General features: G+C 48.7%; 14 protein-coding genes and 1 pseudogene. 7 read left to right on the forward strand and 8 right to left on the reverse strand.

The window, feature by feature from the left end:
* Positions 1-270: integrase core domain-containing protein (locus EKM71_RS09550; protein WP_164504778.1), on the forward strand; the 270-nt coding region annotated here is incomplete at its 5' end.
* A gap of 78 nt (positions 271-348) precedes the next feature.
* Here EKM71_RS09550 and EKM71_RS09555 read toward each other — a convergent pair.
* The 3 genes and pseudogenes from EKM71_RS09555 to EKM71_RS11260 all read right to left on the reverse strand — a co-directional run.
* Positions 349-2,169, reverse strand: coding sequence for a DUF5776 domain-containing protein (locus EKM71_RS09555; protein ID WP_125574388.1), 1,821 nt, complete (start codon positions 2,167-2,169; stop codon positions 349-351).
* A gap of 226 nt (positions 2,170-2,395) precedes the next feature.
* Complete coding sequence (locus tag EKM71_RS09560; RefSeq protein WP_225418031.1) at positions 2,396-3,091, reverse strand: MFS transporter; 696 nt, start codon at positions 3,089-3,091, stop codon at positions 2,396-2,398.
* Between the two features lie 61 nt (positions 3,092-3,152).
* Positions 3,153-3,452, reverse strand: a pseudogene (locus EKM71_RS11260) (MFS transporter); the annotation flags it as partial.
* Between the two features lie 251 nt (positions 3,453-3,703).
* Here EKM71_RS11260 and lepB point away from each other — a divergent pair.
* From lepB to EKM71_RS09575, 3 genes are all read left to right on the forward strand, one after another.
* Positions 3,704-4,288, forward strand: a complete 585-nt coding sequence (gene lepB, locus EKM71_RS09565; protein WP_125574389.1) for a signal peptidase I — start codon at positions 3,704-3,706, stop codon at positions 4,286-4,288.
* A gap of 237 nt (positions 4,289-4,525) precedes the next feature.
* On the forward strand, positions 4,526-4,981 hold the full coding sequence (locus EKM71_RS09570) for a MarR family winged helix-turn-helix transcriptional regulator (RefSeq protein ID WP_125574390.1): 456 nt from the start codon (positions 4,526-4,528) through the stop codon (positions 4,979-4,981).
* A 279-nt stretch (positions 4,982-5,260) separates the two neighbouring features.
* On the forward strand, positions 5,261-6,592 hold the full coding sequence (locus EKM71_RS09575) for a C1 family peptidase (RefSeq protein WP_125574391.1): 1,332 nt from the start codon (positions 5,261-5,263) through the stop codon (positions 6,590-6,592).
* Between the two features lie 49 nt (positions 6,593-6,641).
* Here EKM71_RS09575 and EKM71_RS09580 read toward each other — a convergent pair whose 3' ends face one another.
* From EKM71_RS09580 to EKM71_RS09585, 3 genes are all read right to left on the reverse strand, one after another.
* Complete coding sequence (locus EKM71_RS09580) at positions 6,642-6,947, reverse strand: transposase (protein WP_125574392.1); 306 nt, start codon at positions 6,945-6,947, stop codon at positions 6,642-6,644.
* 77 nt (positions 6,948-7,024) lie between these two features.
* Positions 7,025-7,192 carry a hypothetical protein gene (locus EKM71_RS11110; protein ID WP_164504779.1) on the reverse strand — a complete coding sequence of 56 codons (168 nt, stop codon included), beginning with the start codon at positions 7,190-7,192 and terminating at the stop codon, positions 7,025-7,027.
* 73 nt (positions 7,193-7,265) lie between these two features.
* Positions 7,266-7,808: a hypothetical protein gene (locus tag EKM71_RS09585; protein ID WP_125574393.1), complete on the reverse strand. Its 543-nt coding sequence runs from the start codon at positions 7,806-7,808 to the stop codon at positions 7,266-7,268.
* A gap of 252 nt (positions 7,809-8,060) precedes the next feature.
* On the opposite strand from EKM71_RS09585, the gene EKM71_RS09590 reads away from it, so the two are divergent.
* Positions 8,061-8,894, forward strand: coding sequence for a DNA/RNA non-specific endonuclease (locus EKM71_RS09590; protein ID WP_125574394.1), 834 nt, complete (start codon positions 8,061-8,063; stop codon positions 8,892-8,894).
* A 45-nt stretch (positions 8,895-8,939) separates the two neighbouring features.
* Here EKM71_RS09590 and EKM71_RS11115 read toward each other — a convergent pair whose 3' ends face one another.
* On the reverse strand, positions 8,940-9,092 hold the full coding sequence (locus EKM71_RS11115) for a hypothetical protein (RefSeq protein ID WP_164504780.1): 153 nt from the start codon (positions 9,090-9,092) through the stop codon (positions 8,940-8,942).
* A 124-nt stretch (positions 9,093-9,216) separates the two neighbouring features.
* On the opposite strand from EKM71_RS11115, the gene cls reads away from it, so the two are divergent.
* Both cls and EKM71_RS09600 read left to right on the forward strand, forming a co-directional pair.
* The gene (gene cls / locus EKM71_RS09595; protein ID WP_125574395.1) at positions 9,217-10,674 is read left to right on the forward strand and encodes a cardiolipin synthase; all 1,458 of its coding nucleotides are present in this window, start codon (positions 9,217-9,219) and stop codon (positions 10,672-10,674) included.
* Between the two features lie 380 nt (positions 10,675-11,054).
* Positions 11,055-14,144, forward strand: a complete 3,090-nt coding sequence (locus tag EKM71_RS09600; protein WP_125574396.1) for a YfhO family protein — start codon at positions 11,055-11,057, stop codon at positions 14,142-14,144.
* Positions 14,145-14,232: 88 nt separating this feature from the next.
* Here the strand turns inward: EKM71_RS09600 and EKM71_RS09605 are convergent, their stop codons facing one another.
* Positions 14,233-15,543: an NCS2 family permease gene (locus EKM71_RS09605; protein WP_057878803.1), complete on the reverse strand. Its 1,311-nt coding sequence runs from the start codon at positions 15,541-15,543 to the stop codon at positions 14,233-14,235.
* Positions 15,544-15,672 lie beyond the last annotated feature (129 nt).

Consider the following 15,672-nt stretch of genomic DNA (forward strand, 5'->3'; position numbering starts at 1 on the left):
GCATTCACGTCAAAAGCTTTCAATAATTTAATGACTGATCACGAAGTGATCAGAAGCATGTCACGTCCAGGAACACCGTACGATAATGCGCCAATGGAGCGTTGGTGGAATGAATTCAAGCTTAACTGGTTGGATAGCCACCCAATGCCAAAGACAAGGGAAGAATTAATGAAACTGATTGAGGCAGGCATTTACTACTTCAACTATATTGATCGCACAGCACAAAGAAACGGCTCCACCGCGAATGAATACCGCGATGAAGCCGCTTAAGCAATACTAAAAATTATATTATTTCAACTGTCAACTTGACAGGGACTAGTGCAAAATGAAGCGGTTAGCCTATTTTTGCTAGTTAAGTCTGGTGACTAATTTAGGATTACTGGTAATATAGCCACCGGTGACACGATAACGAAGATGACCTGACACAGACGTACTGGTTCCATGTGAATAGTCATAACCGATTATCTTAAGAGTCTGGTGATGCTTACCGATATAGTGATGGTTTCGCGTGGTTAAATTGGCATTGGTGTAGCGATTCATCCCTGACTTAACTCGAACTTGAGCGGGTATCGTGACTTTACCCGTTGTTATGAGACGCTTATTGGCGGTGATGTAATGGCCATTGGCTAAACGAAAACGAGTCACATGGCCAGAAGTGACTACAGCTTTCACGTTTAGTATGGTTCCTTGTGAGTAGGAAACTTGTTTATGGTCTAGGGTCGCATTGTTGTAGCCATTGATACCATTGCGTGCAATAACGGTAATCTTTTTTGGAGCAACTTGATCATAAGTTGCGGTGACATAAGCGGGCTTAGCCGTGATATAACCCTTTTTCCCGTAAGTCATAGATCTACGATTGGTGTCACGAACGCGGTAGCGTGGATTACCGTTGACGGAAGTTGCGGTCCCCAGAATGGTGAATGTTGGTTGTTTCATCTGTGGTTTTTTGACGAACCAGTGGGATCGAGATCCAGCGGTGAAGTTAGGCGTTCGGTAAAAGCCAATCTTGTGAGTAGCAATGACATAGTAAGGGGCCAGATTGATTGTCGGGGGTGTGACTGGATTGACGGCTGTCGTTGGAAAAGCCGGTGCGATTATCGGTTTATCTGGTTTCCAAACGTAGGTTTCATTTCCAGGAATGTTGGCATTGTCGTTGGTGTAATGGTAAACTAGCGATTTTTCGTCAACGGATGATGAGTAAGTCTCCCCTAAGGGATTGTAGTTCAGATATCTTTGAGTGGGATCGTTGTTGACGAAGTTAACTTGGCCGTTTCCGACGGCTTGCCATTGCTGAGAAGTAAACGTTGACTGATCGGTAGGGGTCATGTCTGGACTAAGACCGACAGTTAGTAGCAGGTATTGGGCGGTGGTTAAATGAACTTTGGGGCTTAGCGTCAGATTTTGCAAATGCTGATCACCCAAAAATAAGTCGGTAGTTTTTGCATCATAAGAAGCCATATTTGCGAGGTTGATGGTACGAATCGACGTGTCATTTATAAAAAGTTGATAGATGCTTGAGACGTTGTGAGTATCGAGTTGAGAAAGATCGGCCGACAATAAGGCAGAGTCTCCCGAAAACATGTCAGACATATCCCGTGGGCTAGTGGTAGCCGTAACCGCGAACTTAGGAGACGTAAAGGTAACGAGACTTGTGTCGTTGGCAAACATAAAGGCCATCCCGCGATAATAGCCCTCCTTTGTTGCAACATTGGCTGTCTGTAGGTAGTCGAGACCAACGAAGTGTGTGACCGCTGTTAAGTTAGCAAACAAGTAGTCCAGATCGGCACCTTCGTATGTGGGATTAGCCAGGTCGTTAGGCGTTCCATCCCATATCGGGGCTGTTAATTTAACTGTTTTAATTTGTGGGGCTAGGTCCTGAATCGTCAGAGTGGTACCTGTAGGTTTAATGTCGGTTGAATTGACTAGAGACATCAGTAGCTGTCCATTTTGTGGGTGGTTGGTATCGGGTGTCCCCATGACACCGCCACTTAGGGTGAGGAGCCCCTCTTTTAAGGTCCAAGTGACTGGCTTGCGAGTTGTATCGCTGACAGACATCGTTCCTGAGTAATTTGTAGAAGCGCTTACATTGCGGGGCATGCTCACTAGACCTAAACCGAGGATGCCAATGATGATACTTAAAACGACGGGCATTTTAAAATTTATTTCCATAAAAAGACCTTCAATCTGATGGGATAGTAAGGCAGCATATGTCGTCAAGAACACTTACGGCTTCATCCTAACACTTGATTTACAGCGGGTCTAGATATTGATACATTCTTCACAAAGTGCAATTTGGAGGCGAGGTCATGGCAGATATAAATGGGTTTCTGTGTAGACTGGTAAAAATAAAAAGACGATCACCATTTGGCAATCATCTCTGTGAGGTGTCTTGAAGCTAAAGCTCCGGATATTGTTTTTCTTGATAAGTGACCAGTCCCAGTGCTCCCGCGGAACAAATGAAGAGCATGGCCGCCATAGCTGCGTAGGATTGACCGGACAGTCCAACCAATGGGGATGCGAGACCACCACAGGCGTTCTGCGCTAGGCCAATCACGGCAGAGGCCCCACCGGCATTGCTGGTGGCACGGTCCATGATGAGCGTTACCGTGAGTGTCAGGAGTGCCCCAATAAGGACCACTAGAATCAGGATGAAGATGCTGACCACCCAGACGTTGGCTGGGAACAGTAAGGTCCCCACTAATAGGGCACTGAATCCAGCGGCAAGTGAGAGGAAGAGCGTCACCTGTTGGCGATTGGTGAAGCGCTTGGCCAGGTGCCCTGGCAGGTTACTGCCAACGACGATTCCCAGGCCGTTAAAGGCATACAGGAGACTAAACATTTGTGGTGCCATGCCAAATCCCGTTTGAAAGACGAATGTCGAGGCCGAGATGTAACTGAAGAGGGCACCATAGACCAGCCCGGTTGCGAGAATCAGAGGCCAGAAGGCGGGTTTGACCACGAGCTGGGCCATCGATGTCAACGAGGCATGGAAACCGCCAGTCTGTCGCTGGTCGACTGGCAGCGATTCCTTGAGTCCTAAGGCGACAGCCAGGGCAATGATCCAGCCAATCGCGGCAAGTAATATGAAGATAGCCTGCCAGTCCCTGAATGAAACGGAGGATAATAAGTAACGTAATCGATTGGATAAAGGCCATAGTCAGAGAAACTAGGCCGAAGATAATGAAGCCCGCGATGAGCGGGCGACGTCGCCCATACTGGTCCGATAAGGGGCCGGCAATCAATTGGCCCAGAGCCAGACCAATCAGGCAGGCAGTGATGCTGAGCTGCATGAGAGAGGCACTGGTACCGAATTGGGTGCGCATCTGGGGCAGGGCCGGCAGATAGAGGTCAATAGCCAACGGGCCGGTCGCACTGACCGTCCCCAAGAGGAGAGTCAGCCAGAGTTGGCGGCGCCGAGTAAGAGTAGGATTCAAATAAGTCAGCCCTTTCATATAGTCGTGGTTCGTATGTAAGTTGACACGTATGCTTCATTATTGACGGAAATTCGGGAATTTGCAAGGTGGTTCTTACGGTCAGTTGGCAATTCCGTATCAAATGGATTAAATTCGCGGAAAGCGAGGGTATTTTTTCCGTGTAAATGGTAAGATTAGAAGCGACCGCTAAACTGGGGAATGGGACAAATTCCCGGGGTGGTGTATGATAATAACAAATATAAACTAGTTGAGAAATAAGGAGTGCCAGTATGAAAGTCTTAAAGGAAGTTGCCAGTTGGCTCATTCCCGTCATTATTGGGTTAGCTATTGCTGGAGCGTTAAAAGCATTTGTCTTTACCCGTGTTAGGGTAGATGGACCGTCAATGGAGCCTAACCTGAATAACAACGAAAAAGTCTTTGCTTTGAAGCAATCCAAGGTCAAACACCTAAGTGTTATCGTTTTCGATGCCCATGGTGAAGATCCTTCGGCCAAGGTCAAGACCAACTATGTCAAGCGGGTCATTGGTTTACCTGGTGACAAAGTTAGCAGTAAGAATGGGTACATCTACGTCAACAACAAGAAGATTAAACAGTCCTTTATCAGCGATAGTGAACGGACTGCTGGCACTGGAAATTGGACGCTGGCTAGCTTGCAGAAGACCTATCATTGGGGCAACGGGACCACGGTTGTACCTAAGGGCAAGTATTTTGTCTTAGGGGATCACCGGAGTGTTTCCAACGATTCTCGTTACTGGGGATTTGTGAACAAGGATAAGGTCTTAGGTGTGGTCAAGGTGCCGGTCTGGGCATCTAATAAGACGAAACGAGCCAATGTGAATTCACTGGCCTACTAAATATAACAGGATGGCGTTCGGAAGATTCCGAACGCCTTTTTGTTTCGCCACTTGACGCGACTTTTCAATGGGGCCCTGATCGGCCGAACAGAGCCGAACAGATTGGGCCGTTTGGTCGCAGATTCAGCATAATTTTCAGGCGAAATCGACGGGGATGGTGCCTCATTTAGCGGCTTGACTTTTAAGCACATTTAGAATATGCTTGCGCACGTAATTAGAGAGAGGGAGGTGGTGGCGATGGCTACCACGGGAAAGGATTCGGATATTATTAAGTGGTTGTCGATTGCCAACCGCTATACGAGAATCGCACTGGACCGATGTTTACAGTCGTATCGCTTAAATGCCAGTCTGTATTATTATATTCTGAGATTGCACGAACAACCTCGTCTGACGCAGGATAAGTTGATCAGCATGACTTACCTGAATCCCAGTAATGTGACGCGGGCTGTCAACCAGTTAGTCAGCCTGGGCTACGTTCGTAAGCGGCAGTCCAAGGCAGATAAGCGGGTCTACGAGTTGTCACTGACCAAACGAGGGGAACGCATTTACCCCGATATTTTACGTTTACGGCAGACGGTTGCCGATGACCTGTTGGCCCAGTTTCCAGGGGATCGGCACGACGAGTTGGTCGCAGCCGTTCGTCAATTGGCCTTGCAGGCCGTAGATAATGAAGCGGTAACGGATCAAAATTAAGTTGTGGTGGAGAGACCAGGACAACTGTCCTGGTCTCTTTTTGGTCTCTGAAATTATCGTATTGAAACGTGGGAAACAGGCCGTGCTGCTCACCCCCAATAGCCAAACAAACGCAAATCAGGATTATCCGATGACTAACGTTAAGGCGCGCTGACTAGTCGTTTACGCTTAAAGAAAACTCCTCGTTGCGTCCACTATCGGAAAGCGTTAGAATGAATTCATGCTTTATTATGAGATTTTCATGAGATTTCTCATGAAATAGGAGAGAGGAGTTATTTTATGCCAGAAACGCAAACGAATTATCCTTTAACAGTGGCTGAAATTGCGGCCCTACATGCCGATTTACAGACGCAACCCGCGCACGAGGTCATTGGGCGCGCCGTCATTAAAAACGGGGTCTTAGCGGCGGCCGAGGATCCACAGGCTGTCACGCGATTGAACCGAACCTTTTCCGTTGAACTCGATACCGGGAAAGTCGCCAACCAGAAACATTCTGGCCGTTGCTGGCTCTTCTCCGTGTTAAACACGATTCGCCATCAATTCGCGGCACAATACAACGTGAAAGATTTCGAGTTATCCCAGAGTTACCTCTTCTTCTGGGACAAAGTCGAACGGGCTAACATGTTCTATGCCAACATTTTAAAAACGGCTGATCGGCCTCTTGATGACCGGGAAGTGGCTTACTACCTGAGCCGTCCCGACGATGATGGTGGCCAATGGGCCATGGGTGCGGCATTGGTTCAAAAGTATGGGGTGGTGCCAACCAGCGTTATGCCCGAATCCTTCAGTGCTAACAACACTACGGCTTTCGCGGCAGCCTTAAACTTAAAGCTCCGCAAAGATGCCTTACATCTTCGTCAGTTAGTTGCTGACGGTGCCAGCGAGGCTGACATTGCGGCAGTGCGTCAGGCGGCCTTGAAAGAGGTTTACCGGATGGCAGCCTATGCCTTTGGCGAACCACCAACCACCTTTGACTTGGAATACAAGGACGATAAGCAAGGCTACCACCGAGTAGCAGGCCTGACGCCCAAGGACTTCTTCGACCAGTACTTTGACGTTGACTTAGATGACTACGTAGTGCTGTCCAACTCACCAGACAAGCCATTTGACCACTTTTACAGCCTGCCTAGCCAGGACAACGTGGTTGGCGGAAAACACATTACCTTCCTCAATGAACCGATGGACGTGTTGAAGAAAGCTGCTAGCGCGCAACTCCAAGCCGGAGAGGCTGTGTGGTTTGGAAACGATGTTCTGCAACAGATGAGTCGGGAACGCGGCTTTCTTGATAGCCGTCTTTACCGGACAGCAGAACTCTTTGGCGTTGACCTTAGCTTGAGTAAAGCTGACCGCCTTGCAACTCATGAGGCTGAGGTGACCCACGCTATGACCTTGACGGGCGTTGATCTCGTTAATGATGATTCAACTCGCTGGAAGGTTGAGAATAGCTGGGGTGAGAAGAATGGCGACAAGGGTTACTTTGTTATGACTGACGAGTGGATGGATGACTTTGTCTATGAGGTCGTCGTGCACAAACGATTCCTGACCACTGCGCAACAGGCTTTGTTGCACACAACGCCAGAGATCTTGCCCGCTTGGGATTCCTTACAATAATAAATTAAGCGATAGCTGCCGAGTAGTCGGTAGCTATCGCTTTTTAGGTTTAACCGTTGTGATGGAATGGCCGGCGAAGTGCCAATGGTCGAGGACGGCCGTCGGCATGGTGGCCGGGACGTAGCTGGTTAAGTTGCTCCAGCTGGAGTTGTTTCGTGTGTTCCCGTTCGATTTGGAGTTGCTTCTTGAGTTGACGATTCTTCCAATAACCGTGAATAATTACCGTGGCGGGCAGAACTTCCATGAACAGGGTCGCGGGAATTAGCCAAGGATTCTCAATCACGAGGGTTTTCATAGCGTCGTGGTGAGTGGCCAGTGGTTCGGCGACATCTGTTATCAGTTTATGCTTTAACATCAGCAATCACACTCCTTTGACTCATCATAACCCAAAGGGGCGGCCCTGTCAGCCAACCTGTTCCACGTGAAACATCACTAGCGTCGGTGCCAATAGCTTAATAGGTGCAGAATGCTGAGAACAGCGGCAATTCCTAGCACGATCGTTTCCAACATGGGGATGATTCCCAAGTGGCGATAGTATTCATAAGCGAGGATGCTTCCCGTAACCAGTACGCCACCAATCCAGGCCAGTAGTTTTTGCATCTTAATGGGGCACCTCCTACGATCTTAGTCACGAAAAAAGCCCGGAAACTTCCCGGGCTCAACAATTCGGTGGTTATTCAGCAACCTTAACCAGCACAGCCTTCGTCACGTCTTCATCGACGTCGCGTGCGATGTGATAGCCGGCAACTTTCAAATGAGTGGCTTTGTTCTTGCCTGTCAGAGTCGTCTTAACCGTAAATTTCTGGGTCATCGGAATATCCGATAACTTCCCCTTAAAGGAGATTTCAGTTTGCTTGCCCTTCGTCTTAAACGTCGTGGTCAACGTGCCTTCCTTATTGAGTGCATTGGCCTTCTTAGCTGCACTGAAAGTCTTGTAGAACTTATTCACGTTGTAGACGGTAACCTTTCCGTCCTTATTAAACTTGTAGGCTTCCAGGCCGGAATTACTTTTAGCGTTGACCGAACCGGTTACGTACCAAAGTTGTTTGGACTGCGTCAGAGTGGACTTCACGTCAGCTTTTTTTGTCGTCTTATTTTTAAAGCTTGCTTGTTGGGTGTTACCTGAGTCACTACTCTTACTGCTGCATCCTGCTAGGCCAATGGTCAGGATCGCCAATAAACCTAAGGTAGCAGCGAACATCCGAGACTTCTTCATTATCCAATCACCTCATCTAAAAATGATAACAGTTTTTACAGTAACGTACAAATAGAGCTATTTTATTCACCAATAGTATAGCATGACAGCCGTCGTAAGATGGAATGAGGCCCGTTAAAAAAAGGTTAAGGTTAAAGGAAAAGACAGGAACCCAGAATAAAAGTTATTCGTGAGAAAGAGCAGACGAACGTATGTTTTTCTGGTAAAATGTGACAGAGAGTTTGAACGGTTTGAGAGAGAGGGGAATTAGAAATGAGTAAGCGACATTATCACAGGGGGCGCCGCGGACGGACCTCAATTGTAGCGGCAATTCTGCTGATTATGATTGGGGCCATTGGGGGACTGAGTTCACAGGGAAACCCGACAGCTGAGAAGCTCACCCAGACGGCTAGCAACGCAGTCACTCAGATTACGGGAGGATCGCGTAGCCAGTCCGATCAAAATGGTGGGGCTCAGACACCGAAACAGTCGGTGGCTACCAAAAAATTAGCCGAGTTGAAGTATACGGGAACTCAGATCGTGGCGGTTAATCATAATGAACCAACCTTCACGAAGGCTGACCTGTCCCTCAAGCAAGGGTCCTGGGCGAAATATGGCGCCCTAGACACTAGTAATCGGGTGACAACGGCTAATGCCATGTTAAGCAAATCAACGATGCCTACGGCCAAGCGAGAACCCCTGTATGTTAATCCAACTGGGTGGCGAAATAAGCCGTACACGGTTAACGGGAAGCGGGGGTATTTGTATAACCGAAGTCACCTGATTGGGTATCAACTGACCGGTCAGAATAACAATCTGAAGAATCTGATGACCGGGACGCGTTCCCTGAATGATCCGGGGATGACGGCTTACGAGAATCCGGTGGCAAGTTATCTGAAGGCCAATCCTAGCAATCACATCCGTTACCAGGTCCAACCGGTCTTTCGAGGAAACGAACTGGTCGCTCGTGGGGTACACATGCAAGCTGAATCTGTTGAAGGCAAGGGCATTTCTTACAATGTCTATATCTTCAATATTCAAGCCGGCATCAAGATTAACTATGATAATGGGAGTAGCCAGCTTGGCGATCCTGCGGCGGCATTTTAGCCGAAAAGATAAAAACGGCATCGACTTAACAGTCGGTGTCGCTTTTTAGTGACGATTCATATAACGGTAAATGAGATAGAGAACCAGTCCGGCCAGCAGGATCAGACCAACGGTAGGATTGTCACGGAAAATCCAACGGATGGCACGGAAGGTTCCGGTGCCATGTAGGCCGCCAAGTAAGGCAAAGAGTCTGGGCATGATAGCTAACCTCCTAAATTTTTTTCTGGAGAAGTAAGTAAAAGTTAAATAAAATTAAAGACATTTACACGGATTGGCGTATGATAAAAAAAGAAAGTGTTTTGTTTAATGAGGAGGGTTACTGGTGAACGTGAATTTTGTGCTGATCTTGGATATTATCGTCATTTTGAATACGGCGTTAGCCTTCGTGACGGTTTTCCGAGAAAAACGCGACATTGCGGCAACTTGGGCCTGGATGTTAGTGCTAGTTTTACTGCCGGTAGTTGGGTTTATCGCCTATGCCTTCATCGGACGGAAACTACCGAAGAACCGAATGTTTCGACTGCAGCGGCAGGTGGCCGTCCAGTTAAATGAACGGTTGGACCAGCAGCGTGAACAGTTGGGAACGGAAATTATGCCCGCCGATAAGATTAGTCATTCGGTCATTAATATGGTGAATATGTTTATGGAAACCGATCAGGCCTTTTTGGCCCGTAAGAATCGCGTGCGCATTTTCACCAATGGACATGACCTCTTTCACACCATGATGGAGGATATTGAGGGCGCCAAATCCAGCATTCATATCGAATTTTACACCTTTTATAACGATCAGATCGGAAATGACATCTTAGATCTTTTGGTTAAAAAAGCCGCTGAAGGGGTTGAAGTCCGCGTCATCTATGATCCGTGGGGCTCAATGGGAACCTGGAAACGGTTCTTTAAACCCTTGATGGACGTCGGCGGTCACGTGGAACCCTTCCTGGGTGTTCGCTCGGCGGTGATTGACTTCCGTCTAAACTTCCGTGATCACCGGAAGATCGTGACGGTTGATGGCAAAGTTGGCTACGTCGGTGGTTTCAATATTGGGGACCAATACCTCGGTCGCAAGAAAAAATTTGGGAACTGGCGCGATACGCACTTGCGCATCGTGGGTTCCGCGGTCTTTTCGCTCCAGGCACGCTTCATGCTTGACTGGAATGCCACCGATCGTGACCACCCCTTCGTAGACGATCGGATCGATTCTCGATACTTTCCAATTACGAAGGTCAAGGGGACTACGAGTCTACAGATTGTTTCTAGTGGACCGGATTCCGACTTACAACAGATTAAGATGGGATACATGCGCTTGATTCAAACGGCAGAGAAGAGTCTGTGGATTCAGACGCCGTATTTGATTCCCGACGACAGTGTCTTGGATTCTTTGCGGATCGCCGCGATGGCTGGTATTGATGTTCGGATCATGATTCCTGACAAGCCAGATCATGCTTTCGTTTATCGGGCGACGCAGTACTATGCTCGACAGTTGGCGGATGATGGCGTCAAGATTTACTACTATCATGATGGGTTTATTCATGCCAAGACGATGGTTATCGATGGGAAGATTTCTTCCGTAGGGTCCGCCAATATGGACTACCGAAGCTTCAAGTTGAATTTCGAGATTAGTGCCTTTATTTACGATGAACAGATTGCACAACAGCTGACGGCTATTTATGAAACAGATATTCACAACAGTGAGTTGATCACGCCAGAGATGTTTGATCAGCAGTCGGCTTACTTGAAATTTAAGCAAACGGCTTCACGTTTATTATCGCCAATCTTATAAGCCATTTCAGTAGTGGTTTATCGCGGACAGGTGGTATGATGAAGACGTTGAAGGTCGTGGTGCTTAGCCACCGGATTGAGGCCGGGAGAACCGGTCGGTTGGCAGGGCAGACCCGCAGCAGCAATAGGTAGTATGTGTGAGAGGCGAGGACGCGGGTCCTCGCCTCTTTGGGTTTCCCGGTGCATTTTTCAAAGGGTCAAAAATCAAGGTATGAACCCGGTCATTCCCCAGCAAATTTTAATCCGGATTTGGTAGAATCAATTCTTAAAACAAGTGACCTTGGCGGGAAAATCTCGCGGTTGAACGGGTCAATAAAAATGGGGTATCGGACAGGGAATTAGCCTGCCGGTAAGTGAACTGTGAGTATTGGAGGAAACAAGATGAAGATTGCGCGACATCGTTGGCCGCTGTGGCTGCTGTATACAATCGCCTTTGCTATCATTGCGGCGGCGAGCTTTGGGGTGTTGGCCATGGCTAACCGAACCTTGATTTGGAATATGGACGGCGTCAATCAGCATTATCCCTTGATGCGTACGTTCCATCAGATCCTCCATCGCCAAGGCCTAGGGGGCGTGGCGGGGTGGTCATGGACTTTCGGCTTAGGAGCCGATAAACTGACAACGTTGGCCTACTACGTTCTGGGTGATCCCTTTGCCTATGTGCTAGCACTCCTCCCGTTACGCCTAATGGAGGCGGGGTATGGGGTACTGGTGATTTTGCGCCTATATGCAGCTGGTTTAGCCTTTCTGGCCTTCAGCCGTTGCTATGCCTTTACGCCGGGGAGTCGGCTATTAGGGACGCTGACCTACACCTTCACGGGGTATTCCCTGATGATTGGGGTGCACCATCCCTTCTTCATCTTACCGATGCTCTGGTTCCCACTACTCTTACTGGGCATCGAGCGCGTCTTTGCTGGTAAGGGCTGGCGTTTGCTGGGTCTCGTCACGGGACTCGCCGTTTTGAGTAACTTTTATTTTGCTTACATATTAGGGTTGGGCAGTCTCTGTTACGCGGTGATTCGTTACTTTAGTCTGCGTTCCCAGGGCCGACTAACCCTTAAGATTCGCACGATCTGCTGGCAATTAGTGGTTGCCGCGATCACAGGACTGTTCTTTGCTGGTGTATTATTGGTGCCGGCTGGGGTCATGATGCTCCAGTCTACGCGGACGCTGTCGACGTTTGCCAATGGGTTATGGGTCTATCCGGCCAGTTATTACCTGACTTTGGGAAATGCAGTCCTGACCACCGGTAACGTCCTTAATTACTGGGCAATCTTGGGAATGAGTGGCCTGACGTTTTTAGGATGTGGCTATACGCTACGTCATTGGCGCCAATACCATGACTTGGCGTTGACACTGGGACTCATCGTGGTTGGGCTTGCGTTTCCAGCCGTGGCGGCGTTCTTCAATGTTATGTCGACGCCGTCCAACCGCTGGTTGCTCTTGGCGACGATTCCCTTTAACCTGGCCACGATGGTATTAGGAGATCACTTGTTTAGTCTGTCCAAGGGGGATCGTCGTTTTCTAACGGGCCTGGCGGCGGCTTTAATTCTGGTGGTTTACGCCAGCAATGGGTTTGTTTTCAGTAATCCGCGCCGCAATCTGATTACTTATGGCCTCTTTTTAGCTTTGGTCGTCGTTGTCGTTGGTGGCCATCAGTGGTCACGACGCTGGGTTGTGGGGCTACTGGGAACATTGGTGGGGTTAAACCTGATCAGCAACGCCTGGGGTTATTATGATCCCGATGCCGGCGTGCAGGCAACTCAGCAGTTACGAAATCAGGATGCCACGCGCTACATCACGGCGTATTTTGATGGCGCACAACAGGGCCTCAGTCAAACGCCATTTAGTCGGGTCAACACAGCGCCTAACTTTAATTTACAGCGGACAGTAGGGAACAACATGACCATGGCCCATGACCTTCATGGGGTAATGTCGTATTTCTCCGTCCAAAATGGGCACCTGGGCCAGTTCAGTCAGGATGTCAAAAATGCCGAGTATGCCATGAATTCCCCCTTAGGACAACTGGATGGGCGCACAGCACTGAATCAGATTCTCGGGGTAAAGACGCTTTTTGCTCGGGACGATCAGGTTCAAAATGGTACAGCATTGCCTTACGGTTATCATGCCGGGAAGCGAATTTACCCGGAAGAGTCAGTCTATGGCCTTTCCAATGGCACGGGAACCCGACGATTGACTACGAATTTGAACTTTCCCTTAATTTATACGCAGCCGCAGGTGCTGACGCAAAAACAATGGCGTCGATTGTCTGCGGTAGACCGCGAGCGTAGCCTCACACAGGCCGCGGTGGTTCCGGGTAATCAAACTAAGGTGGCCGAGGCTAACTATCATTCACCAGCACGCCACCTGAGCTACACCGTGACGGCCAATACGATTCCCGTACTGGATAGCCCCAACAAGGTTATTCAGTATCGATTGAAACAGGCCGAGGTTGGCCAAAAGAAGACGCTTAATGACAAACAGCTGGCAACCTTTGGTCAAACCTTGAAGGCGCCAAAACTGACTCTGGATCAGAACGGCCTTATGAGTCGCCAGGACGAGCAGACTTACGGGCCAATCGTTCAGATTAAACAGAATCAGGAAGCACTTCAGCGGGTTCTCAAGGCTAATCAGCGGATAGTTTTACGGAATGCCCAGGCCAACGCAACGGGACTTCATCAAGTAACGAGTGACGTTCAGGGCCAGCCAATTCAGTATACGTTGACAATACAACGGCCCAAACAAGCTGAGGGAACAGAACTGTATCTAGCCTTTGACGGGATCAGTGCGACCCGCCAGTCGACGCGTCAACAACTTAAACAACAAGAAAATTCAAGCATCTTTGGGAGCACGCCTCTCTCGGCTTTGACGAAGCTTGATTCATGGCGGGAAGCTGTTCGGACCCCTGATCTTGGCGATTATTGGGTTACAGCTAAAACTCGAAATGGTCGCAATAGCTTTTCTCAATTTGGGATCGATAATCTTTCAGATTATGAGCCTAAGCACAACGTTCTTTTAAACCTCGGTTATTCAAAACAGCGGCGTGAGACTATTGACATTACGTTCAGTGCGACCCGGCAGATCGATTTTAAAAAGGTCAACCTGATCGCCATGCCCTATGGTAAAGACTACGATCGCCAGGTCCACGCCATTCAATATCGGGGAATCCGGGCGGCCACAGTTCACGATAATCGCGTTACCGGGACGGTCGAGAACACCCAGTCGAGCTGGCTGACGACCTCGATTCCTTACTCGACCGGGTGGCGGTTACGAATTGATGGTAAGAAAGTCCCAACCCAGATCGTCAATGACGGGTTCGTTGGGGCCCCAATGAAGGCTGGTGACCACCACATCGAACTGACCTACCGAACACCGGGACTTGCGGGTGGCTGGATTTTGACTATTCTTGGTGGCATAAGCCTTGCTAGTGGTCTGGTCATGCAAGGGTGGCGGCGTTATCGACGGAAATAAAGGGCAGCTATAACCCAGGAAATTAAGCGAAATTAAAAAGACAGCGTGACCAGTTTGACTGGTCACGCTGTCTTTAGTTAGAGGCGGTTTAGCCTGCATTTAAAATCCAAAGGAAGATGACGAAGACCACGGCAAGGCCATACATCATGGGGCCCACTTCCTTACCACGCTTGGCGGCAATCATGGTTAAGGGATAGGTGATGAAGCCCAGAGCAATGCCATCGGAGATACTGTAAGTTAGGGGCATTCCCAAAACAATCAGAAAGGCTGGTGCGGCAACTTCAAACTTTTCCCAGTGAATACCCTTTAAGGATTGGGCCATGAGAACCCCAACGATAATCAAGGCTGGTGCCGTGACTTGATTGGTTACGACAGCCAATAGTGGGGAGAAGAAGGCACCGAAGATGAAGAGAATTCCAGTGACGATCGCGGTAAAACCAGTTCGCCCACCCACGGCAATGCCGGCGGATGATTCGACGAAGGCGCCCATTGGGGAGGTACCCAGTAAAGACCCCACAACCATCGTACTGGAATCGGCCATTAAGGCCTTACCGATTCGTGGTAACTTATTGTCCTTAACTAATCCAGCTTGTTCAGCCAGACCGACTAAGGTCCCGGTGGTATCGAAGAAGGTTACTAACAGAAAGGTCAGAACGACCACGACGAGTTGAATTGAGTTGATACTTCCAATGTGTGTTAGGCCCACTAGGAAGGTGGAATGGATGCTAGGAATTGGCGCAATCAGGTGACTTGGCAATGGAATCAAACCTGTGAGAAGACCCAGAATGGAATTGGCCACCATTCCGATAAAGATGGCACCGGGGACCTTGGCACTCATGAGGATTAGGGTGACTAAGAGGCCAAAGATGGTTAACCAAGTACTCCCGACTTGCAGGGAACCCAAGGTCACCACAGTGGACTTGTCAGCGGCAACGAGGCCACCTTGACTGAGGCCAATGAAGGCAATAAATAACCCAATACCGGCACTAATGGCCATTTTAAGATCACGTGGAATGGCGTCAACGACCATTTCACGGAGCTTGAATGCCGTTAAAACCATGAAGAGTAGTGAGGCCACAAAGACCCCGGCCAACGCCGTTTCCCATGGGACCTTCATACCAATAACGACAGAGTAAGCGAAGAAAGCGTTGATTCCTAAGCTAGCCGAAATAGCGATGGGATAATTGGCCATGATTCCCATGACGAAACACCCGAAGGCAGAGGCAAAGGCAGTTGCGGTGAATACTGCCCCTTGGCTAATTCCAGAGGCCCCGAGGACCTGTGGGTTAACGAAGAGAATGTACGCCATGGAAACGAAGGTGGTGAGGCCGGCTAGAATCTCGGTTCTAAAGTTGGTATTTAGCTCATTAAAATGAAAATAGTTGGCAATCTTTTGCATGAATCAGCGCTCCTCAGTAATTTATTTGATTAAAAGACGAACATTAATGACTATTGTTCGTGTATTTGTCGGTAAATACTCCTTAAAGAGCTTAACATTTTTCTCTTTTAGAAGCAATCACGAATTAAC

The organism is Levilactobacillus huananensis (assembly GCF_003946145.1).
GTDB lineage: Bacteria > Bacillota > Bacilli > Lactobacillales > Lactobacillaceae > Levilactobacillus > Levilactobacillus huananensis.

Coding starts and splice junctions, on each gene's coding strand:
- EKM71_RS09555 (WP_125574388.1), bottom strand. CDS start 2,169: ATGGAAATAAATTTTAAAATGCCCGTCGTTTTAAGTATCATCATTGGC.
- lepB (WP_125574389.1), top strand. CDS start 3,704: ATGAAAGTCTTAAAGGAAGTTGCCAGTTGGCTCATTCCCGTCATTATT.
- EKM71_RS09570 (WP_125574390.1), top strand. CDS start 4,526: ATGGCTACCACGGGAAAGGATTCGGATATTATTAAGTGGTTGTCGATT.
- EKM71_RS09575 (WP_125574391.1), top strand. CDS start 5,261: ATGCCAGAAACGCAAACGAATTATCCTTTAACAGTGGCTGAAATTGCG.
- EKM71_RS09580 (WP_125574392.1), bottom strand. CDS start 6,947: ATGTTAAAGCATAAACTGATAACAGATGTCGCCGAACCACTGGCCACT.
- EKM71_RS11110 (WP_164504779.1), bottom strand. CDS start 7,192: ATGCAAAAACTACTGGCCTGGATTGGTGGCGTACTGGTTACGGGAAGC.
- EKM71_RS09585 (WP_125574393.1), bottom strand. CDS start 7,808: ATGAAGAAGTCTCGGATGTTCGCTGCTACCTTAGGTTTATTGGCGATC.
- EKM71_RS09590 (WP_125574394.1), top strand. CDS start 8,061: ATGAGTAAGCGACATTATCACAGGGGGCGCCGCGGACGGACCTCAATT.
- EKM71_RS11115 (WP_164504780.1), bottom strand. CDS start 9,092: ATGCCCAGACTCTTTGCCTTACTTGGCGGCCTACATGGCACCGGAACC.
- EKM71_RS09600 (WP_125574396.1), top strand. CDS start 11,055: ATGAAGATTGCGCGACATCGTTGGCCGCTGTGGCTGCTGTATACAATC.
- EKM71_RS09605 (WP_057878803.1), bottom strand. CDS start 15,543: ATGCAAAAGATTGCCAACTATTTTCATTTTAATGAGCTAAATACCAAC.